The 23,754-nt window shown below is 54.4% G+C and carries 22 protein-coding genes; 10 read left to right on the top strand and 12 right to left on the bottom strand.

Going from position 1 to position 23,754, the window contains the following annotated elements:
- Positions 1–187: 187 nt before the first annotated feature.
- Genes otnI through ltnD form a run of 4 tightly spaced genes read right to left on the bottom strand, consistent with a single transcriptional unit; the run spans position 188 to position 3,859 of the window.
- The gene (gene otnI / locus DZE2538_RS18980) at positions 188–970 is read right to left on the bottom strand and encodes a 2-oxo-tetronate isomerase (protein ID WP_038916999.1); all 783 of its coding nucleotides are present in this window, start codon (positions 968–970) and stop codon (positions 188–190) included.
- Between the two features lie 2 nt (positions 971–972).
- Positions 973–1,632 carry a 3-oxo-tetronate 4-phosphate decarboxylase gene (otnC, locus tag DZE2538_RS18975; RefSeq protein ID WP_038916998.1) on the bottom strand — a complete coding sequence of 220 codons (660 nt, stop codon included), beginning with the start codon at positions 1,630–1,632 and terminating at the stop codon, positions 973–975.
- A gap of 14 nt (positions 1,633–1,646) precedes the next feature.
- The gene (gene otnK, locus DZE2538_RS18970; protein ID WP_038916997.1) at positions 1,647–2,927 is read right to left on the bottom strand and encodes a 3-oxo-tetronate kinase; all 1,281 of its coding nucleotides are present in this window, start codon (positions 2,925–2,927) and stop codon (positions 1,647–1,649) included.
- Positions 2,924–3,859 (bottom strand): L-threonate dehydrogenase, encoded by a 936-nt coding sequence (gene ltnD, locus DZE2538_RS18965; protein WP_038916996.1) that lies wholly within the window; start codon positions 3,857–3,859, stop codon positions 2,924–2,926. The genes otnK and ltnD overlap by 4 nt, the downstream gene beginning before the upstream one ends.
- Positions 3,860–4,142: 283 nt before the next feature.
- On the opposite strand from ltnD, the gene ygbI reads away from it, so the two are divergent.
- The 7 genes from ygbI (at position 4,143) to DZE2538_RS18930 (ending at position 11,451) form a co-directional block, all read left to right on the top strand.
- Positions 4,143–4,904 (top strand): DNA-binding transcriptional repressor YgbI, encoded by a 762-nt coding sequence (ygbI, locus tag DZE2538_RS18960; protein ID WP_019845391.1) that lies wholly within the window; start codon positions 4,143–4,145, stop codon positions 4,902–4,904.
- 412 nt (positions 4,905–5,316) lie between these two features.
- Positions 5,317–6,636: a sn-glycerol-3-phosphate ABC transporter substrate-binding protein UgpB gene (ugpB, locus tag DZE2538_RS18955; protein WP_038916995.1), complete on the top strand. Its 1,320-nt coding sequence runs from the start codon at positions 5,317–5,319 to the stop codon at positions 6,634–6,636.
- An 89-nt stretch (positions 6,637–6,725) separates the two neighbouring features.
- Positions 6,726–7,613, top strand: coding sequence for a sn-glycerol-3-phosphate ABC transporter permease UgpA (ugpA, locus tag DZE2538_RS18950; RefSeq protein ID WP_016942805.1), 888 nt, complete (start codon positions 6,726–6,728; stop codon positions 7,611–7,613).
- Between the two features lie 26 nt (positions 7,614–7,639).
- Positions 7,640–8,488 (top strand): sn-glycerol-3-phosphate ABC transporter permease UgpE, encoded by an 849-nt coding sequence (gene ugpE / locus DZE2538_RS18945; protein ID WP_023641019.1) that lies wholly within the window; start codon positions 7,640–7,642, stop codon positions 8,486–8,488.
- 6 nt (positions 8,489–8,494) lie between these two features.
- Positions 8,495–9,571 (top strand): sn-glycerol-3-phosphate import ATP-binding protein UgpC, encoded by a 1,077-nt coding sequence (locus DZE2538_RS18940; RefSeq protein ID WP_019845392.1) that lies wholly within the window; start codon positions 8,495–8,497, stop codon positions 9,569–9,571.
- Positions 9,568–10,311, top strand: a complete 744-nt coding sequence (ugpQ, locus tag DZE2538_RS18935; protein WP_012886605.1) for a glycerophosphodiester phosphodiesterase — start codon at positions 9,568–9,570, stop codon at positions 10,309–10,311. Before DZE2538_RS18940 ends, ugpQ begins: the two co-directional genes overlap by 4 nt.
- A gap of 183 nt (positions 10,312–10,494) precedes the next feature.
- Positions 10,495–11,451, top strand: coding sequence for an AEC family transporter (locus DZE2538_RS18930; RefSeq protein ID WP_038916994.1), 957 nt, complete (start codon positions 10,495–10,497; stop codon positions 11,449–11,451).
- Between the two features lie 89 nt (positions 11,452–11,540).
- Here the strand turns inward: DZE2538_RS18930 and DZE2538_RS18925 are convergent, their stop codons facing one another.
- Positions 11,541–11,825 carry a DUF2756 domain-containing protein gene (locus tag DZE2538_RS18925; protein ID WP_019845394.1) on the bottom strand — a complete coding sequence of 95 codons (285 nt, stop codon included), beginning with the start codon at positions 11,823–11,825 and terminating at the stop codon, positions 11,541–11,543.
- 295 nt (positions 11,826–12,120) lie between these two features.
- On the opposite strand from DZE2538_RS18925, the gene DZE2538_RS18920 reads away from it, so the two are divergent.
- The gene (locus DZE2538_RS18920; RefSeq protein ID WP_012886602.1) at positions 12,121–12,585 is read left to right on the top strand and encodes a tRNA (cytidine(34)-2'-O)-methyltransferase; all 465 of its coding nucleotides are present in this window, start codon (positions 12,121–12,123) and stop codon (positions 12,583–12,585) included.
- Positions 12,586–12,696: 111 nt separating this feature from the next.
- On the opposite strand, the gene DZE2538_RS18915 is transcribed toward DZE2538_RS18920, so the two are convergent.
- The 6 genes from DZE2538_RS18915 to cpxR form a co-directional block, all read right to left on the bottom strand.
- Positions 12,697–13,806, bottom strand: coding sequence for an ABC transporter substrate-binding protein (locus tag DZE2538_RS18915; protein ID WP_019845396.1), 1,110 nt, complete (start codon positions 13,804–13,806; stop codon positions 12,697–12,699).
- A gap of 137 nt (positions 13,807–13,943) precedes the next feature.
- Complete coding sequence (locus DZE2538_RS18910; protein WP_038917229.1) at positions 13,944–14,513, bottom strand: TetR/AcrR family transcriptional regulator; 570 nt, start codon at positions 14,511–14,513, stop codon at positions 13,944–13,946.
- 459 nt (positions 14,514–14,972) lie between these two features.
- On the bottom strand, positions 14,973–15,752 hold the full coding sequence (locus DZE2538_RS18905) for a DUF3142 domain-containing protein (protein ID WP_038916993.1): 780 nt from the start codon (positions 15,750–15,752) through the stop codon (positions 14,973–14,975).
- On the bottom strand, positions 15,722–17,923 hold the full coding sequence (locus tag DZE2538_RS18900; RefSeq protein WP_038916992.1) for a hypothetical protein: 2,202 nt from the start codon (positions 17,921–17,923) through the stop codon (positions 15,722–15,724). The genes DZE2538_RS18905 and DZE2538_RS18900 overlap by 31 nt, the downstream gene beginning before the upstream one ends.
- 320 nt (positions 17,924–18,243) lie before the next feature.
- Positions 18,244–19,614 (bottom strand): envelope stress sensor histidine kinase CpxA, encoded by a 1,371-nt coding sequence (cpxA, locus tag DZE2538_RS18895; RefSeq protein WP_023641015.1) that lies wholly within the window; start codon positions 19,612–19,614, stop codon positions 18,244–18,246.
- Between the two features lie 16 nt (positions 19,615–19,630).
- Entirely contained in the window at positions 19,631–20,329 is a 699-nt protein-coding gene (gene cpxR / locus DZE2538_RS18890) for an envelope stress response regulator transcription factor CpxR (protein ID WP_023641014.1), read from the bottom strand.
- A 199-nt stretch (positions 20,330–20,528) separates the two neighbouring features.
- On the opposite strand from cpxR, the gene cpxP reads away from it, so the two are divergent.
- On the top strand, positions 20,529–21,092 hold the full coding sequence (gene cpxP, locus DZE2538_RS18885; RefSeq protein ID WP_019845402.1) for a cell-envelope stress modulator CpxP: 564 nt from the start codon (positions 20,529–20,531) through the stop codon (positions 21,090–21,092).
- Positions 21,093–21,324: 232 nt separating this feature from the next.
- Here cpxP and DZE2538_RS18880 read toward each other — a convergent pair whose 3' ends face one another.
- Positions 21,325–21,813: a hypothetical protein gene (locus DZE2538_RS18880; protein ID WP_012886593.1), complete on the bottom strand. Its 489-nt coding sequence runs from the start codon at positions 21,811–21,813 to the stop codon at positions 21,325–21,327.
- Between the two features lie 356 nt (positions 21,814–22,169).
- Between DZE2538_RS18880 and DZE2538_RS18875 the strand changes: the two genes are divergently transcribed.
- Positions 22,170–23,588, top strand: coding sequence for a phage tail-collar fiber domain-containing protein (locus DZE2538_RS18875; protein ID WP_038916991.1), 1,419 nt, complete (start codon positions 22,170–22,172; stop codon positions 23,586–23,588).
- Positions 23,589–23,754: the final 166 nt, after the last annotated feature.

The raw sequence follows: 23,754 nt of genomic DNA, 5'->3' as shown, positions 1-23,754 counted from the left end.
TAATATCGTTATGCGTTATAAATAAGGGTGTCCCATGAATGTCTGGCGGCAATATATCTGCGTCATTTTTCGTAAAAAATGCGGAATAGAAATCCCTATGCCGCCATTCATTCTTCAGGAAGCGTATTTAAAAATTTATCCCTGGTGGCGAGGCCACGGTGATAATGAATTCGGTTATTTCATTCGACTATGACAATAGATAAGGTTTTATCCAGGCCAACCCGGCTTCGGTATTGCCACGTGGGTTATATTCACACCCAATCCAGCCGGAATAACCTATTTTGTCTAATTCATCGAAAATAAATGGATAGTTTATTTCCCCTTCATCAGGTTCATGGCGACCCGGTACCGCCGCAATTTGAATATGACCATAGCGCCCTTTCATTTCGTGCAAAATATGCGTCAGGTTACCGTCGACAATTTGTGCGTGATACAGATCGACCTGCACCATCACGTTACGGCGGTCTATCCGGTTGACCATCTCCAGCGTCTGATATTGGCTGGCGAGGAGATAGCGTGGTTTGAGGCCAGGATTTAACGCTTCCAACATCACGGTGATGCCGTAGGGCGCAAACAGATCCGCGGCGTAGCGAATATTGTCGATGTAGGTTTGTTGGCAGCGCTGAATATCGGCATGTTCGGGTATCACGCTTGCCATAATATGTACCGACGGACACTGCAGTGCGATGGCGTATTCCAGCGCGAGCTGAATATCACGACGGGCGTCATCTACCCGCTCAGGCAGTGCGGTAACGCCCCATTCTCCGGCGGCGACGTTGCCTGGCGCGGTATTAAATAATATCTGTTGCAGTCCATGCTGCTTTAATTTCTCCGCCAGCAGGTCGGCGGGATAGTCATAGGGAAACAGAAATTCAACGGCCTTGAACCCGGCCTGCGCAGCGGCCTGAAAACGGTCCAGAAAAGGCAGTTCGGTAAATAGCGTAGAAAGATTGGCGGCAAATTTCGGCATGATTAACTCCGTAATTCGGCAATTTCTTCATCCGTCAGATAACGGATGCGTCGGTCACCAAGAATAAAAATCAGTCTGGCGGTTTCTTCCAGCTCTTCCATATTGTCTGCGGCGGCCCGCAGGTCTTTGCCGGTCACAACTGGCCCGTGGTTGGCCAGCAGAAATGCCCGGTAATGCGGCGCCAGGCGGGCGAGGTTTTCCCCCAGCCGGGCATCGCCAGGGCGGTAATAGGGCACCAGCGGCACAGGGCCTACCCGCATCACGACATAGGGTGTAAACGGTCGGATCACATCCTGCGTATTCAGTCCTTCCAGACAAGATAACGCGGTGAGGTAAGCACTGTGCAAGTGGACCACGGCGCGGCAGTCGGGATTATTCAGATACAGTGCCCGGTGAAAGCTCACCTCTTTAGACGGTTTGTCACCAGATAACCATTCGCCGTTCAGGCTGACTTTGGATAAGCGCTCAGCCTGTAATTCCCCCAGACACGAGCCGGTGGGGGTGGCGAGCAGGTTGCCGTCTTCCAGCAGCAGCGACAGATTACCGGCCGAGCCGGTGGCATAGCCGCGCTGAAAGAACGACGCACCCAGCCGCACCATCTCTTCGCGGGCCCGTTGTTCGCTTAAGGTAATATGTTCACTTAAGGTGATATGTTCGCTCATGCACTCAGTTCCTATTAGTAACGCGTTGAGGGTGACGAGGGATGCTGGGCGCGGGCAAAAAAGTTTTCATCGCCAAAGTTGCCAGACTTGAGTGCCAGCGACAGTGGGTGATCCACCGAGGTGACCCACGGTACGCCGGGTGAAATCGTGGGGCCGATGTGGAAGGCGCGAATACCAAGCGTTTGTACGACGATGCTGGAGGTTTCGCCACCCGCGATGATAAAGCGGCGGAAACCCGCAGCCTGCAAGTGTGCCGCCACGCTGGCGAACAGGGTTTCTACCGCGCGACTGCTGGCGGCGGCACCATACTGGTGTTGAATAGCACTCAGCGCCTGCGGTTCAGCGGTAGCGAACAGCAGGGGTGCCAGCGTGTCATTCCGATGGGCGATCGCCCAATCGGCGAGTTCACGGGCGTAACGTTGCAACCCGGCTTCGCTTGCCAGGCAGCGCGCGACATCCACCGCCTGACTGGCCGCCTGCTGGCGATAGCACGCCACCTGTTGGTTGGTCATCACCGAGCAGGAACCGGAAAGCACCACCGCCGGGCCGGGTTGCGGCTCGCCCGCCTTCGTCGCCGGGCGTGAGTCGGCACCAGCCCAAACGCGCGCCAGTCCTATCGCCAGCCCGGAACCACCGGTGACCAACTTCATCGTTCGCAGCGCCTCGCCCTGCGTCAGCAAATGCTGCTCGTTTAGGGTGTCTAACACCGCGTAGCGGCAGCCTTGTTCACGCAGTTGCGTCAGTTGCTGTTGCACCGCGGTGCTACCTTGCTCCATCACACGATAAGGCACCAGCCCACAACGTCCGCGCGCCTGACGTTCCATCAGTCGTAGCAGGCTGCTGTCGGTCATGGGTGTCACCGGGTGATGGCGCATACCGGAGTCGGATAACAACTGATCCATCACAAACAGGTGCCCCTGATACACGGTGCGACCATTGACTGGCAGCGCCGGGGAAATCACTGTCATTGACTCGCCCAGCGCGTCCAGTAGCGCGTCGGTTACCGGGCCGATATTACCGTTTGCCGTGCTGTCGAAGGTGGAGCAGTACTTGAAGTAAAACTGCTGACAATGCTGTGCCTGTAACCACGACAGTGCGCTCAGTGAATCGTCGATGGCTTGCTGCACCGGACAGGATCGCGACTTGAGGCTGATGACCACCGCCTGCGCCTGCACCTGATAATCCGCCGACGGTACACCGTTGAGTTGTACCGTCGACAGGCCGTTTTGCACCAGAAAGCTGGCGATGTCGGTGGCACCGGTAAAATCATCTGCGATGACGCCCAGGGTAATCATGCGTCCTCCCGTTGTTGTGACGATCCTTGTTGTGGCAGTTCGATACCACTGAAAATCTTGATCACCGCGCTGTCATCTTCTTTGCCGAAACCGGCGTTGCTGGCGGCGGTAAACATGTTGAACGCGGTGGAAGCCAGCGGTAGCGGGAAGTGCAACGATTTGGCCGTGTCGGTGACCAGGCCCAGATCCTTGACGAAGATATCGACGGCAGATTTTGGCGTGTAGTCACCCTCTACCACGTGTTTCATGCGGTTTTCGAACATCCAGGAATTACCCGCGGCGTGGGTCACCACGTCATACATCACTGACAGCGGGATACCGGCGCGGGCGGCCAACGCCATCGCTTCGGCACCGGCGGCGATATGTACGCCCGCCAACAACTGGTGGATGATTTTTACTGTCGCGCCAAGGCCAATCTCTTCTCCGATACGGTATACCTTGCCCGCGACGGCATTCAGCACCGGCTCCAGCTTCTCAAATGCGTCGTGGCTACCGGACGCCATGACCGTCATCTCCCCGGCAGCGGCTTTGATAGCACCGCCAGACACCGGCGCATCCAGCATCAGTAATTGGTGTTCCGCCAGTCGTTCGGCAATGCGTTTGGCGTCCTGCGCTGAAATGGTGGAAGACACCATGACCGCGGTGCCCGGTTTTAGCTTTGCGGCGACCCTGGCCTCGCCAAACAGAATGCTGTTGACCTGTGCGGCGTTAACCACCAGTAACACGACCGCATCGAGCTGTGCGGCAAAGTGGTCGATCCTGCTGTCGGCTTGTTCTGCGCCTTCCTGACGCAGCCGCTCTAGTGCGTGCGGGTTGATGTCTACGCCGTAGGTGGTTAATCCGGCGCGGATACAGGAGACGGCGGCACCAAATCCCATGGAGCCGAGGCCGATCACGGCGACAGCATACTGTGCGGGGGTCTGTGGGTTCATAGATCGCTCTCTGTTAATTTTAGTGATATTTTGTTGTGATGTGTTAAATGTAGGCGCTTGTTAGCGGTAATGCGGTGACTGATGTCACATAAATTAACACCAATGGAAAATACGAGTTCGGCCGGGGTGATGGACATGATGTGGGCATACAGAGGGAATGTTATGCCCTATCGGCGCTGGATGTCGGCGAGCGCATAGTTTGCGACGTGAATTTATGATAATTATCGCGCTCGGCACAGGGTAAAATCACAATAGTTATCACAGCAATTAACAGGAGCAGGGAGTGATACCGGTAGAACGCCATCAAAAGATTTTGTCACTGATAACTGAACGTGGTGTGGTCAGCATCAGTGAGCTGACGGACATGCTGGGCGTATCGCACATGACGGTGCGGCGGGATGTGCAAAAGCTGGAACAGGATGGACTGCTGCTCAGCGTGTCTGGCGGGGTACGTTCGCCGGAGCGGTTGGCGATGGAGCCTTCTCATCAGGACAAGTCAGTGATGTTCAGCCAGCAGAAAGAGGCGATTGGTCGGCTGGCAGCGCAGCAGATCCCGCACAACAGCTGTATTTACCTGGATGCGGGCACCACCACGTTGTCGCTGGCGCGCCAGTTGGCAGAGCGGGATGATTTACTGATTGTGACCAATGATTTCGCCATTGCCGCGTTGCTGATCGAATCCAGCCAGTGCCGCATGATCCACACTGGTGGCACCCTGTGCCGGGAAAATCGCTCCTGTGTTGGCGAGGGGGCGGCGTTGGCTCTGCGTAACCTGATGATTGATATTGCTTTCGTTTCTGCTTCCTCATGGAGCCTGCGTGGCTTGTCTACCCCTAACGAAGACAAGGTATCGGTGAAACGGGCAATTATCGAGGCCAGCAGTAAACGCATCCTGCTCAGCGATGCCTCTAAATATGGCCGTATCGCCACCTGGATTGCCACGCCGATAACGGTATTCGACAGCGTCATTACTGATAACGGGCTACCCGTCGCCGCCAGAGACGCACTGGGCAAGATGGGGGTAACGGTGATGGTGGCCGGGTGAGAAAGGCCTGTGTGATGAGGAGTCGCTGCTATTTTTCAGGCCACAGACGTGCTGGCGGCGGCTCACGTTTTACGGTGTCGTTTGTTGTGCTCAACAGTGATGGGGATCATGCCGACCAGGGCTGATGGCTACGGTGATGATTCTCAACAACGTACTGATTAAAAAATAAAATTCGGTTACTGACCTCTCGACCTTCCCCCGTCCCCTTTCCGCCAATGCAATCGTATGCATTTGTCATTTGGTTGTCACATTGGGGTTATTTTTCTGTCATCTGCGCGTGTCATGTTACCTGCCGAATATAAAACGCGCTTTTTCGCTCATGGCGCTAACAACGAATCCGTACTCGCAATCGCTCGGTACTGACAAACGATCCGTACTTACAGCAGTACTCACCATGATCTCAGGAGACAGCATGTTTCAGCACGCTATCCGTAAAACTGCCGCCGTCGTCATTATGGCGTTAGCCGCCAGCTCACAGGCGCAGGCCGCCACCGAAGTCCAGTTCTGGCATTCAATGGAAGGGGAACTGGGCAAGACCGTGAACTCTCTGGCTGACCGCTTCAACCAGACACACAGCGACGTCAAAATCGTTCCGGTGTACAAAGGCAACTACGAGCAGAGCCTGGCAGCGGGTATCGCCGCGTTTCGTAGCGGTAACGCCCCGGCTATCCTGCAGGTGTATGAAGTCGGTACGGCGACCATGATGGCCAGCAAGGCTATCAAGCCGGTCTATCAGGTATTCAAAGACGCGGGCGTGCCGTTTGATGAGAGCATTTTCGTGCCGACCGTTTCTGGTTACTACTCCGATGCCAAAACTGGTCACCTGCTGTCTCAGCCGTTTAACAGCTCCACGCCGGTGCTGTATTACAACAAAGATGCCTTCAAAAAGGCCGGTCTGGACCCCGAGCAGCCGCCGAAAACCTGGCAGCAGATGGCTGATTACACCGCCAAACTGCGCGCTGCAGGCATGAAGTGTGGTTACGCCAGCGGCTGGCAGGGCTGGATTCAGATTGAAAACTTCAGTGCTTGGCACGGCCTGCCGATTGCCACCAAAAACAATGGCTTCGACGGCCTTGATGCGGTGCTGGAGTTCAATAAGCCGATTCAGGTCAAGCATATTCAAATGCTCGAAGACATGAACAAGAAAGGCGACTTCACCTACTACGGCCGTAAAGACGAGCCGACCGAGAAGTTCTATAACGGCGATTGCGCGATGACTACCGCGTCATCCGGTTCGCTGGCGAATATTCGTCAGTACGCCAAATTTAACTACGGTGTGGCGATGATGCCATATGACGCCGATGTGAAAGGCGCGCCGCAGAACGCCATTATCGGTGGTGCCAGCCTGTGGGTGATGAGCGGCAAAGACGCGGCGACCTACAAAGGCGTGGCGGAATTCATGCAGTTCCTGTCTACACCGGAAATCGCCGCTGAGTGGCACCAGAAGACCGGCTATCTGCCGATCACCACCGCCGCTTACGAGCTGACCAAAAAGCAGGGTTTCTATGACAAGAACCCCGGTGCGGATATCGCCACCCGTCAGATGCTGAACAAAGACCCGCTGCCGTTTACCAAAGGGCTGCGTCTGGGCAACATGCCGCAGATTCGCACCATCGTCGACGAAGAGCTGGAAAGCGTCTGGACTGGTAAGAAAACCCCGCAGCAGGCGCTGGATGCCGCTGTGGAACGCGGCAACGTGCTGCTGCGTCGCTTCGAACAAGCGAACAAGTAACCGCATTCCGGGCCGAAGGGATTCGGCCACCCCTGTTTTTTCCTGAGAACCCTGTTTTCTGAGAATTCTGTTTTCTGAGAGCCTTGTGCATGAGTGCTTCCCGTCCTGTTTTTGGCCGCAGCCTGTTGCCTTACCTGCTGGTGCTGCCGCAACTGGCCATCACGGTGGTTTTTTTCCTCTGGCCAGCCGGGCAGGCGCTCTGGTATTCGGTGCAGAGCGTCGACCCGTTCGGCCTGTCCAGCCAGTTTGTCGGGCTGGAGAACTTCATTAATCTGTTCCACGACAGCTATTACCTTGGCTCGTTTTACACCACGCTGCTGTTCAGCTTCTTGGTGGCGGCCTCGGGGCTGGTGTTGTCGCTATTTCTGGCCGCATTGGTGGATTACACCCTGCGTTTTAGCCGCTTATACCAGACGTTGCTGATTCTGCCTTATGCGGTTGCGCCCGCAGTGGCGGCCGTACTGTGGATGTTTTTGTTCAACCCCGGTCTGGGGCTGATTACCTGGTTATTGCACCAGTTGGGCTATGACTGGAACCACGCGCAGTACAGTGGTCAGGCGATGTTTCTGGTGGTGCTGGCATCGGTCTGGAAGCAAATCAGCTACAACTTTCTGTTTTTCCTCGCGGCGTTACAGTCCATTCCCCGCTCGTTGATTGAAGCGGCAGCGATTGATGGTGCCGGGCCGGTACGCCGTTTCTTCAATCTGGTACTGCCGCTGATTTCACCGGTGAGTTTTTTCCTGTTGGTGGTCAACCTGACCTACGCCTTCTTCGATACCTTCCCGGTTATCGATGCCGCGACTGGCGGCGGGCCGGTACAGGCGACCACCACGTTAATCTACAAGATTTACCGCGAAGGGTTCGCCGGTCTTGATCTCTCCAGTTCGGCGGCGCAGTCGGTGGTGCTGATGCTGGTGGTGACCGTGTTGACGGTTATCCAGTTCCGCTTTGTCGAGCGTAAGGTGAATTATCAATGAGCCAGTCTGCCATGACCGCAAGCCGGATGATTGAGAACCGTCGTGGGCTGGATGTCTTCAGCCACGCCATGCTGGTCGTCGCCATTGTGGTGGTGCTGTTCCCGCTGTATGTCGCGTTTATCGCCGCCACCATGAGTCAGGAACAAATGTCACAGGTGCCGATGTCACTGCTCCCCGGCGGCCACCTGTGGGAAAACATGGTGTATATCTGGCAGCACGGCGTGGGCGACAACAACAGCGCGCCGTTCGGGCTGATGCTGTTTAACAGCTTTGTGATGGCGCTGACGATCACCGTCGGCAAAATCAGCGTCTCGATGCTGTCAGCCTACGCCATTGTCTATTTCCGTTTCCCGTGCCGTAACCTGTTCTTCTGGATGATCTTTTCCACCCTGATGTTGCCAGTGGAAGTGCGTATTTTCCCGACGGTAGAGGTGATTTCTCACCTGAATATGACCAACAGTTATGTCGGGTTGACTCTGCCGGTGATGGCATCGGCCACCGCCACGTTTCTGTTTCGCCAGTTCTTTATGACACTGCCGGACGAACTGCTGGAGGCGGCGCGTATCGACGGTGCCAGCCCCATGCGCTTTTTCTTCGACATGGTGCTGCCGTTGTCTAAAACCAATCTGGCGGCGCTGTTTGTCATCACCTTTATCTACGGCTGGAACCAGTATCTGTGGCCGTTGTTGATCATCAATGACCCTCGTTTGGGGACGGCGGTCGCCGGTATCCAGAGCATGATCGCCACCGGCGATACCGCTACCCCCTGGCATCAGGTGATGGCGGCGATGCTGATGACGATGTTACCGCCGCTGTTGGTGGTGTTGCTGATGCAACGCTGGTTTGTTCGCGGTCTGGTTGATAGTGAGAAATAAAACCCTATGGCATGCTTAAAACTTCAGGCCGTCACCAAATCCTACGACGGCAAAAATCAGGTAATTCGACCGATTGATCTCGACGTGGCGGACGGCGAATTTGTGGTGATGGTGGGGCCGTCTGGCTGCGGTAAATCGACCCTGCTGCGTATGGTCGCCGGTCTGGAACAGACCACCAGCGGCGATATTTATATCGGCGATGAGCGCGTGACGGATAAGGAACCCAAAGATCGCGGTATTGCGATGGTGTTCCAGAATTACGCGCTCTATCCGCACATGAGTGTGTACGACAACATGGCCTACGGCCTGAAAATTCGCGGCTTTGGTAAAGAACAGATTCGCCAGCGGGTGGATGAAGCGGCGCGCATTCTGGAATTGCAGCCGTTGTTGCAGCGCAAACCGCGCGAGCTGTCTGGCGGCCAGCGCCAGCGCGTGGCGATGGGGCGCGCCATTGTGCGCGAACCATCCGTGTTCCTGTTCGACGAGCCGTTGTCCAACCTTGATGCCAAACTGCGTGTGCAGATGCGTCTTGAGCTGCAACAACTGCACAAACGATTGAAAACCACCAGCCTGTATGTCACCCACGATCAGGTGGAGGCGATGACGCTGGCTCATCGCGTGATTGTGATGAATAAAGGCGTGGCGGAGCAGATCGGCGCACCGGCAGAGATTTACCGCAAACCGGCATCGCTGTTCGTCGCCAGTTTTATCGGCTCGCCTGCGATGAATTTGTGGGCCGGGCAGGTGAGCGCTGACGGTAGCCGGGTCGAGTTGTCAGCGGATTTTTCGCTGCCGTTGCCGGTGGCGAAACCGGAATGGCAAGGGCGTTCGGTGACGCTGGGCATGCGCCCGGAGCACATTGTGCAGTCCACCGCCGAGGCCGGTGGCGTGCCGCTGGTGGTAGACACGCTGGAATTGCTGGGTGCGGATAATCTGGCGCACGGCAAATGGGCGGGGCAGAATATCGTGGTGCGCCTGTCGCACGAGCATTGTCCGGCGGTGGGTGAAACCCTGTGGCTTACTCTGCCGACGGTATCCTGGCATATATTTGATTCGCAAAGCGGATTACGGATGGAAGCATGACCCCGAACTGGCTTTATCCTGCTATCGTCGCCCACCGTGGCGGTGGTTCTCTGGCACCGGAAAACACACTGGCGGCGATTGATGTTGGCGCGCAGCATGGTCACAAGATGATCGAGTTCGACGCCAAGCTGTCGCAGGACGGGCACATCTTCTTGTTGCACGACGACACGCTGGAGCGCACCAGCAACGGCTGGGGCGTAGCGGGCGAGCTGCCGTGGGACAAACTGGTTGGGTTGGACGCCGGTAGCTGGTACAGCAGCCAGTTTCAGGGTGAACGCCTGCCGTTGCTGTCTGAAGTGGCGAAACGCTGCGAACAGTACGGTATGGCGGCCAATATCGAGATCAAACCGACCACCGGCTGTGATGAGCAGACCGGCCGCGTGGTGGCGCTGGCCGCCCGCGAATTGTGGCGCAACCACCCTGTCGCGCCGCTGCTGTCGTCGTTTTCGGTCGAGGCGCTGGCAGCGGCACAGCAGGCCGTGCCGGAGTTACCGCGTGGTCTGCTGCTGGATGAGTGGGAGGATGACTGGCGTAATCTGACGACACGGTTAGGCTGCGTCTCGATTCACCTCAACCACCGCCTGCTCGATGAAGCACGCGTCAGAGAGTTGAAAGACGCCGGGCTGCGTATTCTGGTGTATACCGTCAATCAGCCCGATCGGGCGCGCACCCTGTTGCAGTGGGGCGTTGACTGTATCTGTACCGACCGGATAGATTTGATTGGACCGCAATTTAATTAACGTCGGCGGGTATCGTCTGTCCTGACAGCGCATAACGCCGACCCATAAATCGGCGTGTTTCGTCAGGCGTTTTCTGTATGACCTCGGGCTATGTCGCCCGCTCCCCGGTAAGGCGTCATGCCTTACCGTCGTGACCTGCCATCAGCCTTCGCCTGGGGAACAACGCCTTATTAAGGAAGGGCGATGCCCACGTTTATTGTTTCTCTTTGGCACCAGATTTTTCTTTCTCTGCCGCTGTTTGTGCTGATTGCGCTGGGATATGCCTTGATCCGTTTCGGCCACTGGTCGTCCACGGTGACCGATGCGCTGAGTAAATTCGTTTTTTCCGTAGCGCTGCCCGCCATGCTATTTCGCATGATGTGCGACTTTTCCAAACGACCGTCGGTGGATGCCCGGTTGCTCATCGCTTTTTTTGGCAGTTGTCTGCTGGTGTTCATTCTGGGTCGGGTGGTGGCCAGTCGGGTATTCCGGCTGGATGGCGTTTCCGGCTCGGTGTTTTCGCTCAGCGGTATCTTCTCCAACAACGTGATGCTTGGCCTGCCGATAGCCACCCTGATGCTGGGGCCGCAGGCGGTTCCGTCCGTGGCGCTGGTGCTAGTGTTCAATGGCTTGATTTTATGGACACTGGTGACGGTGTCGGTGGAGTGGGCGCGTAACGGTTCGTTGTCGATGCAGGGGTTTACCAAAACGGCGCTCGGCGTGCTGAAAAACCCGCTGATCATCGGTATTTTATCCGGCACGTTTTACAGTCTGACAGGCTTGCCGCTGCCGGATGTGGTGGACAAGCCGATAGGCATGTTAGGGCAAATTGCCGTCCCGCTGTCGCTGATAGCGCTGGGGATGGGGCTGGCGGAGTACCGCATCCGTGACGGGTGGCAAATTAGCATGGCTATCTGCCTTATCAAACTGGTGGTACAACCGCTGGTGGTGTGGGGGCTGGCGCTGGCATTAGGACTGCCGGAGATGGAAACCCGTGTGGTGGTGCTGCTGGGGTCGATGGCGGTGGGTGTGAATATCTACCTGATGTCCCGGCAGTTTAATGTATTGGGTGGCCCGGTTGCCGCCAGCCTGCTGATGTCGACCGCGTTGGCGGGGGTGACCACGCCGTTGATCCTGACGCTGATGGGCGTGAGGGTCTGACACACACTCAGGCCGCTGGCCTGCTCATGTCAGTGCCTGTCAGGCGATTTTTGACGGACACTGACGCCTATTCGGTGATCGCAACGATATCAGTAGCTGCGGTTGGTATTACCGGGGGCGGATTGCTGAATACGCTGGCGATTCTGCTCCAGTTGCTGTTGCAACTGCTGCTGTTGTTCACGGCTGCGCTGCTGGATTTCCTGATTTAACAGTTGCTGCTGCATCTGCTGGTTTTGCTGCATCTGCTGCAACAACCGCTGCTGGCTGCTGATGCCGTTTTCAAATTGCTGTTGCTGGGGCGAGATAGGTTGTGTAGCGGCCTGGGCCAGCAACGGCAAGCTCAGCAGCCACATCAGGGAAGGCAGTATTCTCATAGCTCCTCCGGGGGAAACGACGGCCTTATCAGGTTTTATTCTAGCGGTTTATAAAGGCCACGTCTGGTTTTCGCCGACAGATCGGACGATGTGCTACACAGGTCGTTGCTGGGGTATCGACAGGGAATAGACTATACCCGTCATACTTCAAGTTGCAGGTGTGTTGGCTACGTTCGTTCACCCGAATCACTTACTAGAGTAAGCTCATCGGGCTTCACTCACTTGCCGCCTTCCTGCAACTTGAATTATTTTGGGTATATACTGACGCCCACCTTTTTTCGTGCCTGACTTTATCATGTTTCATATTGCACTCTATGAGCCGCAGATTGCTCCCAACACCGGCAATATTATCCGTCTGGCGGCCAACAACGGTTGCTCGTTGCACCTGATCGAACCCTTGGGTTTTGATTTCGAGGAAAAAAAGCTGCGTCGCGCCGGGCTGGACTATCACGATCTGGCGAATGTCAGCCGTCACCGTAATTATCAGGATTTTTTGCAGGCCGTGGCAGGGCAGCGGATTTTCGCCTGTACCACCAAAGGCAGCCGTCCTTACGATGAGCCTGACTATCAGCCGGGTGATGTGCTGTTGTTTGGCTCGGAAACCGCCGGTCTGCCGGATGAAATTCGCAATGGTTTTGCACCGGAAAACCGCATCCGTATTCCGATGGAACCCAATTGCCGTAGCCTGAATTTGTCCAATTCGGTGGCGATCATCAGTTACGAAGCCTGGCGTCAGAATGGATTCGGCGGCCGCCGCTGACTGACTGCGCATGCCATCGAGAAACAGGCTATTTCGCCCGATGGCATGCAGGATGGATGACTGTTTAACTGCCGCGTTGATACAGCCATCCATCACGAAAGGCGTGTGTTTTTAATGCGCTAAGGCTTCGCGTGGGTGTAAGCCTAACCATCCAGGTGAGGGCTCGCCTTTCACTTCTCCGAAGTAAAGTGTCATCTGTGAGCGGAAGCGTTCCACGGCTCCTCTGTCCTGCATGAATTTCGCAAAAGCATCAGGATTGGTATTTTTGTACTCCCAGATAGGCTTATAGCCTTTTGGTGGGGTCACATCTGTTCTGACGGACCACATGTACCAGGTGTTTTGTTGTGTCTCTTTGTCCGTAAGCCAGTTGAGATAGAGCTTGGCCGCGTCAGGATGTTTGGCACCTTTCATGATGGCCGCCCGCTGAGCCCAGGATACGAAGGGGTCATGCTGCGGGAGTACGAAGCGCGAATGTGCTTTTTCATCCGGTACCAGACTGCCATCGGTTGAGAAGGTCGCTACTGCCTTGCCGCTCTCGACATCATCGGCAGGCGCTTGCGTACCTCTGACTAACTGCGGGTTCTGCTCAACAAATTTCTGAACGTATTCCCAGCCGTATCTGTCTACGACCTGTTTAAACCAGAAAAGAACTGCATCATCGTCGTTTGGCCAGGTAACGACAATTTTTCCTTTAAGTGATGGATTTAAATAATCGTTAGCTTCTCTTGGCCACTCCTTTTCAGGCAGGGATTTTGTGTTAACGACATTTGAGAACGCGTCCACAAAAACACCTGTCCATGCACCGTCTTGATCCTTGAACGTCGGATAAATCTGGTCCCATCCCCTGGGCTTATAGTTCAGGAGCGCACCTTCCTGTTTCCAGCGCGGGTAATCCTGTAGCGTTTGCAATTGAACCACATCAGGCACCAGCGTGCCGGTCACCAGTTGGTTATCAATACGTGCATCGTGAAATTTGCTGTAATCCACGATGACGTTGAGTTTCATGCCAGGAAACCGTTTTTCAAACGCGGCTTTGATGCCATCCTGCTGACCTGCCGTGTCGCCACCAGCATAGACGGTGACTTCGTGGCCTTCTTGCAATGCGCGTTGGTAAAGTTCGTCAAGGGAACGTGTCTCGGGCGAGACGGCGGCATGTGAAACGCCTGCGATAAGCAGAAGTGACAGCGTGCTTATGTTCAGATAGTTAAATTGCTTTTTCATGCATGAACCTCTTTTAAGGTAAATAAATCCGTTATAAAGCGGCTACTTGATTATTCTGTTTCCAGAATGGCGCGGCCGGACCTGACCCGTGAAAGGCCCGGCATAGTTCTAAAAATTTTTATGGGAAAACAATCCGATTACGGCGTCTGGATGATGGAAAGAAAGACACGCTCTGTCATGTGTTCGTCAGGCTTCTCAGTGCCGTTGCTGAGAAGGCTGCGTAGTAACCAGGCATCGGTATAAGCCACTACGGCATCCGCCTGTTTCGCATTCATACGGAAGTGCTGTTGCAGAATCATACTGTGCGTTCGGACCCATTCCATCGCACTCTCTCTTAGTCGGGGTCGTGCAACGGCGGCAACGAAAAGTTCATATTCGCTCAGGAGCCGCGCTTGCTGCTGCATCGTCCAGCAAAGAAACCGGGTTAACTGAACTTCGGGCTTGTCCGGTGGGCACTCACTGAACCACTTCAACGTCTGCGATTTAAAATTTTCAACAGCCTTTCTGATAACGGCATCGTGCAGATCGTCAAGAATTCTGAAATGCCAGGTAATGGTACCGGGTGAAATATTCAGCTCAGCGGCGATAGCCCGTTGAGTGCAGGCGTGTAGCCCGCCGTCCCGGATTATTTCTGATGCTGCTTCCAGAATGCGTTCTTTGGTCTGTTCGCTTTTGGCCCGTGACGCATGCTGCTGTCTGGATTTCATATCATCAATCATCCAGACGGCCCGCCCGCGTCATCCATAACATGGCGGTCTCCACAGGTACGGAACCGCGACAACTGACTGACAAGATTTTCATTATGTTTTCTTGAGTTGAATGCAAATCATGGCGTCAATATTAGCGGGATGGTGAAACAGTAAAATCCCCTCTGGTTGAAGGTATCCTTCAGATTTACTGAAAAAGTGATTAGAAAGAAAATCTCGTTCATTGCACAGTTAAAAGATTATTTGTCTTTTAACTGTACCATTAAAGCGTTATTCAAAATATTAAACTAAAAACCGTACATTGGAACGAGTAAGCGTTGTCAATAATTTATTCAGTAATGCGGGATCAGGGGCGACACCCTTGGAGTGAGGAAGTGGTTTTCTGTGTGCTCGAAACAACAGGCAGGTGAATTGACTGAAGGTTTAATCACGTGAACCTCATCTGGATCGCAGAGCTGATCACCACTGATGAGAGGCAAGGATAGGGGTACGACGCGCGGGTGTCGGGTTAAGTAGAAACACCACTTCGCCCCGGTAGAATGGCGATGATGCCAGCCGCCGCTGCCACTGTTCATCCCACTTGCCGTGTTGTACCAGCCCGAGCCGGAACGGCAAGGTCAGGCGCAACAGCGCAGGCAGATACGCGGTGTAATTCTCCACCGTGTGTCGCCCTTGATAGGTTTGCACTACGATTTCATCCACCACGCCGCTCAGGCGATTAAGCTGTCGGACGTCGCCGGTTTTGGCCCAATCCAGCAGCCCGGTAACGCTTAACCGGCAATCGGGCGGCAATTGCTGGCGCAACGCCTGTAAAAAGTCAACGTACTGGGACAGGTGGTAGCTTTTAGCGTCGAAATCAAGCTGGATGCCATCAAGGTGATTACCAGCAGCGGCCCAACGCTGCCGAAGATGTAACAGGCGTTGCCACCCCGATTTGTCCAACTGCAATTCAGACACCCGAAACGACAACCACAGGTGTTTGACCGGTAGCGTGCTGACCGGGATCCCCTGGCGCAGAAAGACGGTTTTGCCGTTCCGGCGGGCGATTTCCCCCTGATGAAGGTAAAGCGTATCGGCCTGCGCGAGCACCGGTTGCGGCTGTACCGCCGCCCATAACCAGAACGCGTGATAACGGGCGGCGTCAACGGTGGCACCGTAAGCAGTGATACTCAGGCACAGCAGGCTTGTCAGCACAACAGTACAACGGACTACCAGTAGTATTTGAGCTGTCGCGCCCATTGGCTACCTTTAAACTCGGTTTTGAGCTGTCGGAACCACGCTTTGCGGGTTTCCTTGCTGATATCCTGCGAACCGCAGTCGTTATAGCCACTAGGCGCATAGCAATAAATAGCGCGGTAGAGCGCGTAGCTCTTGTCTTCCGCTGGGGCTTTCGCGTCGGCAATCACTTGCATGTAATTATCCAGACGGTTGAACTCCTGGCCGGGATAATAATCGGTGGCATCCGTCAGGCCGTTGAGCATGTTGCTTTCACCCCAATCGAACCCCACGCCGTTACCGGTGCGCAGGAAGAATTCACCCATGCAGTTGAGTGCGTGGGCATCGTTGGCGTTGCGGCTCAGAGACGTGACTGTTTCCTGCAAGGTGGGGCATTCATACCCATCTTCAGTGTCGCTGCCGTCCCAGTTAAACAGCGTCAGATCTTCTTCATTCCAGCTCATGTTTTCCGTGCTTTTCAGCGGTGCGATGACTTTCAGCAATTCGCTGTCTTTCAGGAAACCGGCGTAATCGCGGTGTGTGAGCTGTTTGGTGAGCAGTGTGTGCAGGGCGATGGCGCGTTCTTCCGGCGTTTGTTGCGGGCCGGTCTGTCGGTGCAGCAGATCGGCATCGGCGCTGACTTTCAGAATGGCAGAGCGAAAACGCAGGTTTTTGACCGGGCTTTCGGGGGTGAAGACCCGCTCAGGATGGTCGCTATCCACCAGCGTTTGTGCCAGCGCCAGTTGCAGATACTGCTGCTGGGTGTAGGTGGTTTTCAACGTCAGCAGGTGACGCCAGTGTGCTTCCGCGTCATCCCACTGTTTCTGGCGTTGCATCGCCAGCCCGCGCAGCACCTGACTGCTAAAGGCGGTTACATCAGAGATATCCTTTGCGGTGGTCATCGGCAGGGTTTTGAGTACCGCCGCGTCGTCCCGCAATTGGTAATACTGAAACGCCGCCTGTAGGTAGTGAAAGGCGTCCTGCATACCGGCTTTTTCAAACAACGGTTGCTGATGGGTGATTTCTTCCTGCGTCAGGGCGGGTAAAGTCATCCAACCATCGGGGCTGCGCAGGCGTTTGATGTCCTGCACCAGCATCAGAATAGGGGTGTCGGCGGAGGACACAAAGCGACTGTCTTCCAGCAGTTTGTTGTCAATTTCGTTACCGATGGTTTGCAGTTGCTCCACGCTGGTGGCTGATGCCAGCGCTTTGCTAAAACGTCGGGCCAGCGCGACGGTATCACCGCTGATCCATTCGGCCCGGCGGTACAGGCCTTCTGCGGAGTCGGTGTATTTCCCTTTGGGGTACAGTTTCAGGTAGTCATCGATACGCTGCACCGCCTGTTGCCCGGCCACCTTATCCATCTTGCGCGGGTCGAACATGTTGTATTCGTCCTGCGCGTCTTTCATCGCCTGATTAATCGACACTCGAATCAGCATATAACGGGCGGTTTCTGCTACCCACGGCTGGTCGGCTTGCAACAACTGTTGGAAGCCTTTGTCCGCCTGATCCAATTGTCCGTCATAAAATGCGGTGGCGCTGATGAGGTAGCGTCGTAACTCGCCAGCGTGGCCTGTTTCAGGCACATCGGCCAGATCGGTTGTCGCGTTATCCAGGATGTAATCGCTGGATAACATCCTCGTCCTGACCAGGGCTAGCTGGGTACGCTGGGCGTCGCTCAGCGACTTGTCCGCCAGTAGCAGGTCGAAAAAACGCTCAAGTGTGGTTAGGTCGTTGGATATCCAGCGGCCATCCAGATCGACGGGCGTCAGATCGCGCAGTTTGTCCAACTCGGTATCGGGGAAACGTAACTGAACGGCTTTTTGCAGCAGTGACGCATTCTCGTCGTTGGCTTTATCATCTGAGGGTGCACTGGGATCGGCTGCGGTGTCGGCGTCAGTGCCGCCGTCATTGTCTTCGGCTGCATCGAGCCCCATCACACGGTATGCGGTGAACGGGTCGACGCGGGAACGGGTTTGATCCGGCTCTGGCTGTGGGATAGGCAGCGGAATATGATTATGGCTGCTTTGCAGCAGCATGAGATTGGTACGGGTGTCGTTATCCGGCAAAAGGTAAGGAAGCGCGGGCATACCGCAATCAGCATCGGAAAAACCGCATACCCCATCACCGGAGGCATACGCTGACATTTGTACCAGAGTGGCAATGAATCCAGCCAATAAGGCTAATCCTTTCATGTCCTTTTCCTGTGCAGGGTGTCAGGCAACATCAAGAACGTATCCATCAAACATGTGTAGGTTCATGCATGACTGAAGGGACAAACAGCATGGCCAGCGGGCGGTCTGGTTTGTTGGCAAGTCAGGGCCTGTGGCACTGGTCTACACTCTACCCGACCACAGGAAAAACTCAATTGGTTGACGGTCTGGATGTGACAACGGGCGCGCTACACCGCGCCCAAAAACCGTCACACACCGGAGCTGAGTTCCTACTCTTCTCCACCCACTCTTCTCCACCTAATCTTGATGCGCCCTTGAGACGGCTCAGGCGACAAAACATCCTAACGCTGGTAGAGCGGTAACCAGAGTGTGAGCTGTAAACCGCCCAGCGGGCTTTCGTCAGCTTTGGCCCAGCCACGATGTTGGGTCAGTGCCGTTTCGACGATAGCCAGCCCCAGACCAGTACCGCCAGATTCCCGGTCACGGGCTTCGTCAGTACGATAGAACGGGCGGAAAATTTGCTCCCGATCTTCTGCGCTGACGCCAGGACCATCGTCACCGACGACAATGGTCACGCCCTGCGCATCGACCGAGAACGACACCGCGATGTGGCTGTGCGAATAGCGCAACGCGTTGCGCACCACATTCTCCAGCGCACTGTCGAGTGCGGTAGGGTTGCCGAACAACGGCCACGGACCCGGTGGTGATAACACCTCCAGAGTTTTGCCCATCTGTTCGGCTTCAAAGCGGGCGTCGTCCAGCACATCGTTCCACAGCTCATCCGCCTGTAGCTCTTCGCGTAACAGTTCATTCTTATGCTGGTTGCGGGAGAGCACCAGCAAGTCGTTGATCATACCGTCGAGACGCTGGGTTTCAGTTTCGATACGGTTGAGTTCGTTGCCTTCGCCCTGACGACGGCGTAATAGCGCGGTCGCCAGTTGCAGCCGGGTCAACGGTGTGCGCAACTCATGAGAGATATCGGATAACAGGCGCTGTTGTGCGGTGACCATGCGCTCCAGTGCGCTGATCATCTGGTTAAAGCTGGCTCCGGTCGCCCGGAATTCCTGTGGGCCCGACTCCAGCTCCGGGTGCTGTTTCAGGTTGCCGCGCGCCACATCATCGGCGGCGTTTTTCAGTTTGCGTGCCGGTTTCGCCAGACTCCAGGCCAGCCATAACAACAATGGCGAACTGGTGAGCATGGTGACTATCAGCAATAACAGCGGGCGGTCAAACAGCAGGTTGATAAAATCGGATTGCGGGCTGCTGGCGGGACGTAACATGTACATTAGATAGCTGTCTTCACCATCGCGTACAGCAAACGGCCCCAGCAACTCCAGCCGACCGTATTTTTTCTTTTGCGGGAAATCCGCACTGTCGGACTGGCCGATGAAATTACGCACCATCTGCATTTCGTTACGCTGAGCACCTATCACCCGCCCTTCACTGGTGACCAGCAGCAGGCGCTGGCCCGGCGGTGCCCACTTTTCGATCACGCGAAACAAGCGACGCCACCACAGCAAATCATTGGCGGGATCGCTCGCCAGCTCGGCCTCGATGTGCTGCTCTAGCATCAACCCCTGCCGCTGTTCGTTTTCCAGCAGCGGGGTGAGTTGCCGTGAGTCCAGTTTCGGCAGCATCAGCACCAACATCAGTACCAGTGCCAGCGTCAGCCAGAAAATAGCGAAAATACGGGCGGTGAGGCTGTTTATCATACGATGGCGGCCTGAATCATGCGGTAGACACCATCAGATAACCTCTGCCACGCAGGGTTTTAAACCAGGGCAGCCCATCTTTTCGCTCAGGCAGCTTACGTCGCAGGTTGGAGATATGCATGTCGATAGCGCGATCGAACGGCGTCAGGCGCTTACCCAGCACTTCCTGACTGAGGTGCTCACGCGAGACGACCTGCCCCAGACGTTGTGCCAGCAGGTAGAGTAGGGTGAATTCCGTACCGGTCAGATCCAGCACTTCGTTATCGAAGCTGGCTTCCTGACGACCGGGGTTAAGCCGTAGCGCGTCCACTTCGATAGTGGGGGCACTGGCTTCGCCGGCCTGTTGTTGATCGGTCCAATTAGAACGACGCAGGATAGCGCGGATACGGGCGATCAGCTCCCGGTCATTAAACGGTTTCGGCAGGTAATCGTCTGCGCCCAATTCCAGGCCGAGAACACGGTCCAATTCGCTGCCGCGGGCGGTAAGCATGATTACCGGCGTCTGGTAGCGTTGGCGCACTTCTTTGAGTGTGTCGATGCCGTTTTTCTTCGGCATCATGATATCCAGCAATAACAGGTCAACCGAGTCATCCAACACGCTTAACGCCTGTTCGCCATCATGGGCGACAACGACGGTAAAGCCTTCCATTTCGAGCAATTCCCGCAACAGGGATGTCAGTTCGCGATCGTCATCAACCAACAGGATTTTATTCATGATTTACCTACCTCCACGGGCAAAATACGCCATAGATCGCCGCTATTCCATGACTTTACTTAGTTTTACATCGTCTGACGCATGTTTGCAGCAAGGCATTTAGACTAAGCCCATCGATTAGCCAAACAGTACACGGCACACTTTACGCAAACATAAGCTGTACGTGAACACATGTCGGTGAACACAGAGGAGTCATGAGATGCGGGGCACCATCATCACGTTATCTTTTACTTCACTGCTGATGCTGGTCACCGGCACTGTGATGGCGATTGAGCATCATTCTTCTGTCGACAGTGATGCCTCTGCCGAAAGCAATACCCCACAAGTGGGGAACTGTTATCGGGATGACTCTGCCACGAAACGTGAAGAGAGTCAGCAAGGTATGTTCGACGGTGTGAGGCTGACGGAACATCAGCGTCAGCAAATGCGTGACCTGATGCGGCAAGTGCGCCACGAACAGCCGACTTATGAGGCGAACGATGTGGAAATCATGCATCGGTTGGTTACGGCAGAAAAATTCGACGCCCCGGCGGTGCAGGCGCAGGTCGCCAAAATGGTACAGGCGCAGATTGCGCGTCAGGTAGAAATCGCCCGGGTGAGTAATCAGATGTACAACATGCTGACGCCGGAGCAAAAAGCGGTGTTGAACCAGAAGCATGAGCAGGCGATGCAGGCTGTGCGTCAGCAGATGCCGACCTCCGGGTCGAACAGCCAGGATTTGCAACTGTCCCGTCAGGGGCAGGATGAGAACCCTGAGCAGTGATAGTTTTGAGTAATGAATGATAGTACCGAGTAATGCGTGTTTTTCCGAGTAGTGAGAGTAGTGCCGAGAGTAGTGTGTTAAAGAAGTAACCTGTTTTCCTTGCCATAGACACCATCCCTGTCTTTTAGCCCTCCTTGATGGAGGGCTTTTTTTTGGCGCACAATAACTAATAACGCTTCTGCCTTTAACTAACACAGGCTGATACATCGATTACCAATAGCGCGGCTGGGGTCTAATTGTGACGCCATTTCTGGGTGATGGGGTTACTGATGTTGTTTTCTGCCAGGGTAAAGGTGCCATTCTGTTGTGCGATAGCTTCTCCCGTGTCGACAATCGCATTTTGTATAAAGTATTTTTCCTTATCCCCATTAATAAAGGTTAACTGGTGAAAAGCGGTCTTTTTCCCCCAATCTTCGGAAGGCAATGAGATATATCTGATGGTGTATGTTTGATCTTGAAAGTTTCCCTGCATGACGTAGACGCCATAATGCTCTTCACCCTGGGAAATTATTTTATAAATACCGTTGTCATAATAAAATATTTCCGCATCGGGAAAGGGTTTCTTTTCATAGAGTTTACGGTAATGCAGCGTTTGCTTGTAAGTCGGCGCACCAAAGCCAACTTCGAGTTTTTGTTCATTATTATCGGTGGTTAACGAGCTTGCCTGACTGGAGCTAACAGCCATCAGTCCCAGTAAAAGAAATGAAAAATTCATCTTCATGACTTATCTCCTTAACGTTGTTTCATCAACTATCCGAAAAATAATAATGCATGCTGACTAACGCTATAACCAGCCTGTCGATTCTCTGGGTGAATGATATTTCTGTCATGCTAATGATGTTACTAATCATCATCCAGCTCCCCGTTGTTTATCGCATTAATAATCGGAATAGGGGCTGTTGTGCTATCGCTGTTCCAACCTTTATCAGGCGTTTTTTTGTTGGCCTGTCAGCATAATGCCCGGTACTGCCACAACAGGCTTAAATCGCTTGAAAAAGCGCATGTCGACAGGTGTGGCGGTATTTGCTCCATGCCTGAGCATGGGTCCCTTTATCGCTAATTCTGATGAGACATACTATGAGCACGAAATATACGGCTCTGCTTACCCAGGTGGGAGCCGCCAGGCTGGCTAATGCTATCGCGCAGGGAAAACAACTGGCGATCGCACGGATGGGCGTAGGCGATGGCGGTGGTATATTACCCACGCCGGATCCCTCCCAGACTGCGCTGTTGAATGAAAAACGCCGTGCTGCGATTAATTCGTTGAGTATCGACCCCACTAATGCGAACCAGATTATTGTCGAACAGGTGATCCCGGAAAACGAGGGTGGATTCTGGCTGCGGGAAATTGGTTTGTACGATGACGATGATAATTTGATTGCGGTAGCTAACTGTCCGGAAACCTATAAGCCGCAGTTGCAGGAAGGTTCTGGCCGTGTACAGACGGTACGTATGATTCTGGCTGTCAGCCAGGTTGATGCGGTGTCATTGAAAATTGACCCGGCGGTCGTGTTGGCGAGTCGGCAATATGTCGACGACAAGGACGTATCTTCGTTGGCGTATACCGATACGAAAGTCACGGAGGTTAAGTCATATACCGACAATGGATTAGCCGCACATATTGCTGCTGTGAATCCACACAAGCAGTATGCGCCGATTGAGAGCCCGGTCTTTACCGGTAACCCCACTGCACCGACACCGCCTTTATTTGATGCGGATAGCAGTATTGCGACTACGGCGTTTGTGCAAAGATCACTGGGGAATTTACAGGGTATATACCAGATAAAAGAGTCGACCACACTGACCCGTGATGCGTTTGGGCGCTTTATTGAAATCCTTTCGCCCGGTATTACACTGACCTTGCCTGATGCAACCCTATGTCAAGGCGGGGTAATTGAGCTGCGTAACGCTAGCGGCGGTGTGCTCTCGGTCTCTGGGGCGGGGAAAGGTATCGTGGGTTCAGTGACCCCTTCTGGGCCGGACAGTATCGTATTGCAGAGCGGAACTTACGTACGCTTACTGACGACAGGGGGCGATTGGCGTGTCTCAGGTGCCAACCTATCACTTGATGAAATTGCAGGTATTCCATTGCCCTGGCCGCAGGCTACGGTACCCGTTGGTTGGCTTAAATGTAACGGTCAGGCTTTCGATAAAAACCTATATCCCAAGTTGGCTCAAGTTTATCCATCGGGTACGTTACCGGATTTGCGTGGCGAGTTTATTCGTGGCTGGGATGATGGGCGCGGGGTGGATGCGGGGCGTGCGCTGTTGTCAATGCAAGGAGCGACTCATATTACGGGGGATAATGGTGTCGATCCGACAGTTCAGACAATCGGTAATTTGTCTGAGTGTAACGTTGATATTGGTGATGGTGTTGGAAGAGTGATCTATATGCCTGCCAGCGGTGGTGTGAGCCAAGTTGTGATTTCTGGTGAGTACTGGAGAGCAGTACGCCCCCGCAATATCGCCTTTAACTATATCGTGAGAGCAGCATAATAAGCGAAAGACACTCTGTTTATGAAATAAATACCCTCTCAGAATAATGACATGTTGAGTATTCTATTCAGTATGTACTGACTGAATATTTCACCTTTCTCCTACCCGCCTTCATGGTGGGTTTATTTTTATTAGCACTGTTGTGTCATAGCGGATACAACGCCTG

It is taken from the genome of Dickeya zeae NCPPB 2538 (genome assembly GCF_000406165.1).
In the GTDB taxonomy this organism is placed as follows: Bacteria; Pseudomonadota; Gammaproteobacteria; order Enterobacterales; family Enterobacteriaceae; genus Dickeya; species Dickeya zeae.
This window is presented reverse-complemented; position numbering and strand designations above follow the sequence as displayed.

Excerpts from the sequence above, each read along its gene's own strand:
- otnI (WP_038916999.1), bottom strand. The coding sequence starts at position 970 with ATGCCGAAATTTGCCGCCAATCTTTCTACGCTATTTACCGAACTGCCT.
- otnC (WP_038916998.1), bottom strand. The coding sequence starts at position 1,632 with ATGAGCGAACATATCACCTTAAGTGAACATATTACCTTAAGCGAACAA.
- otnK (WP_038916997.1), bottom strand. The coding sequence starts at position 2,927 with ATGATTACCCTGGGCGTCATCGCAGATGATTTTACCGGTGCCACCGAC.
- ltnD (WP_038916996.1), bottom strand. The coding sequence starts at position 3,859 with ATGAACCCACAGACCCCCGCACAGTATGCTGTCGCCGTGATCGGCCTC.
- ugpB (WP_038916995.1), top strand. The coding sequence starts at position 5,317 with ATGTTTCAGCACGCTATCCGTAAAACTGCCGCCGTCGTCATTATGGCG.
- ugpA (WP_016942805.1), top strand. The coding sequence starts at position 6,726 with ATGAGTGCTTCCCGTCCTGTTTTTGGCCGCAGCCTGTTGCCTTACCTG.
- ugpE (WP_023641019.1), top strand. The coding sequence starts at position 7,640 with ATGATTGAGAACCGTCGTGGGCTGGATGTCTTCAGCCACGCCATGCTG.
- DZE2538_RS18940 (WP_019845392.1), top strand. The coding sequence starts at position 8,495 with ATGGCATGCTTAAAACTTCAGGCCGTCACCAAATCCTACGACGGCAAA.
- ugpQ (WP_012886605.1), top strand. The coding sequence starts at position 9,568 with ATGACCCCGAACTGGCTTTATCCTGCTATCGTCGCCCACCGTGGCGGT.
- DZE2538_RS18930 (WP_038916994.1), top strand. The coding sequence starts at position 10,495 with ATGCCCACGTTTATTGTTTCTCTTTGGCACCAGATTTTTCTTTCTCTG.
- DZE2538_RS18925 (WP_019845394.1), bottom strand. The coding sequence starts at position 11,825 with ATGAGAATACTGCCTTCCCTGATGTGGCTGCTGAGCTTGCCGTTGCTG.
- DZE2538_RS18920 (WP_012886602.1), top strand. The coding sequence starts at position 12,121 with ATGTTTCATATTGCACTCTATGAGCCGCAGATTGCTCCCAACACCGGC.
- DZE2538_RS18915 (WP_019845396.1), bottom strand. The coding sequence starts at position 13,806 with ATGAAAAAGCAATTTAACTATCTGAACATAAGCACGCTGTCACTTCTG.
- DZE2538_RS18910 (WP_038917229.1), bottom strand. The coding sequence starts at position 14,513 with ATGAAATCCAGACAGCAGCATGCGTCACGGGCCAAAAGCGAACAGACC.
- DZE2538_RS18905 (WP_038916993.1), bottom strand. The coding sequence starts at position 15,752 with ATGGGCGCGACAGCTCAAATACTACTGGTAGTCCGTTGTACTGTTGTG.
- DZE2538_RS18900 (WP_038916992.1), bottom strand. The coding sequence starts at position 17,923 with ATGAAAGGATTAGCCTTATTGGCTGGATTCATTGCCACTCTGGTACAA.
- cpxA (WP_023641015.1), bottom strand. The coding sequence starts at position 19,614 with ATGATAAACAGCCTCACCGCCCGTATTTTCGCTATTTTCTGGCTGACG.
- cpxR (WP_023641014.1), bottom strand. The coding sequence starts at position 20,329 with ATGAATAAAATCCTGTTGGTTGATGACGATCGCGAACTGACATCCCTG.
- cpxP (WP_019845402.1), top strand. The coding sequence starts at position 20,529 with ATGCGGGGCACCATCATCACGTTATCTTTTACTTCACTGCTGATGCTG.
- DZE2538_RS18880 (WP_012886593.1), bottom strand. The coding sequence starts at position 21,813 with ATGAAGATGAATTTTTCATTTCTTTTACTGGGACTGATGGCTGTTAGC.
- DZE2538_RS18875 (WP_038916991.1), top strand. The coding sequence starts at position 22,170 with ATGAGCACGAAATATACGGCTCTGCTTACCCAGGTGGGAGCCGCCAGG.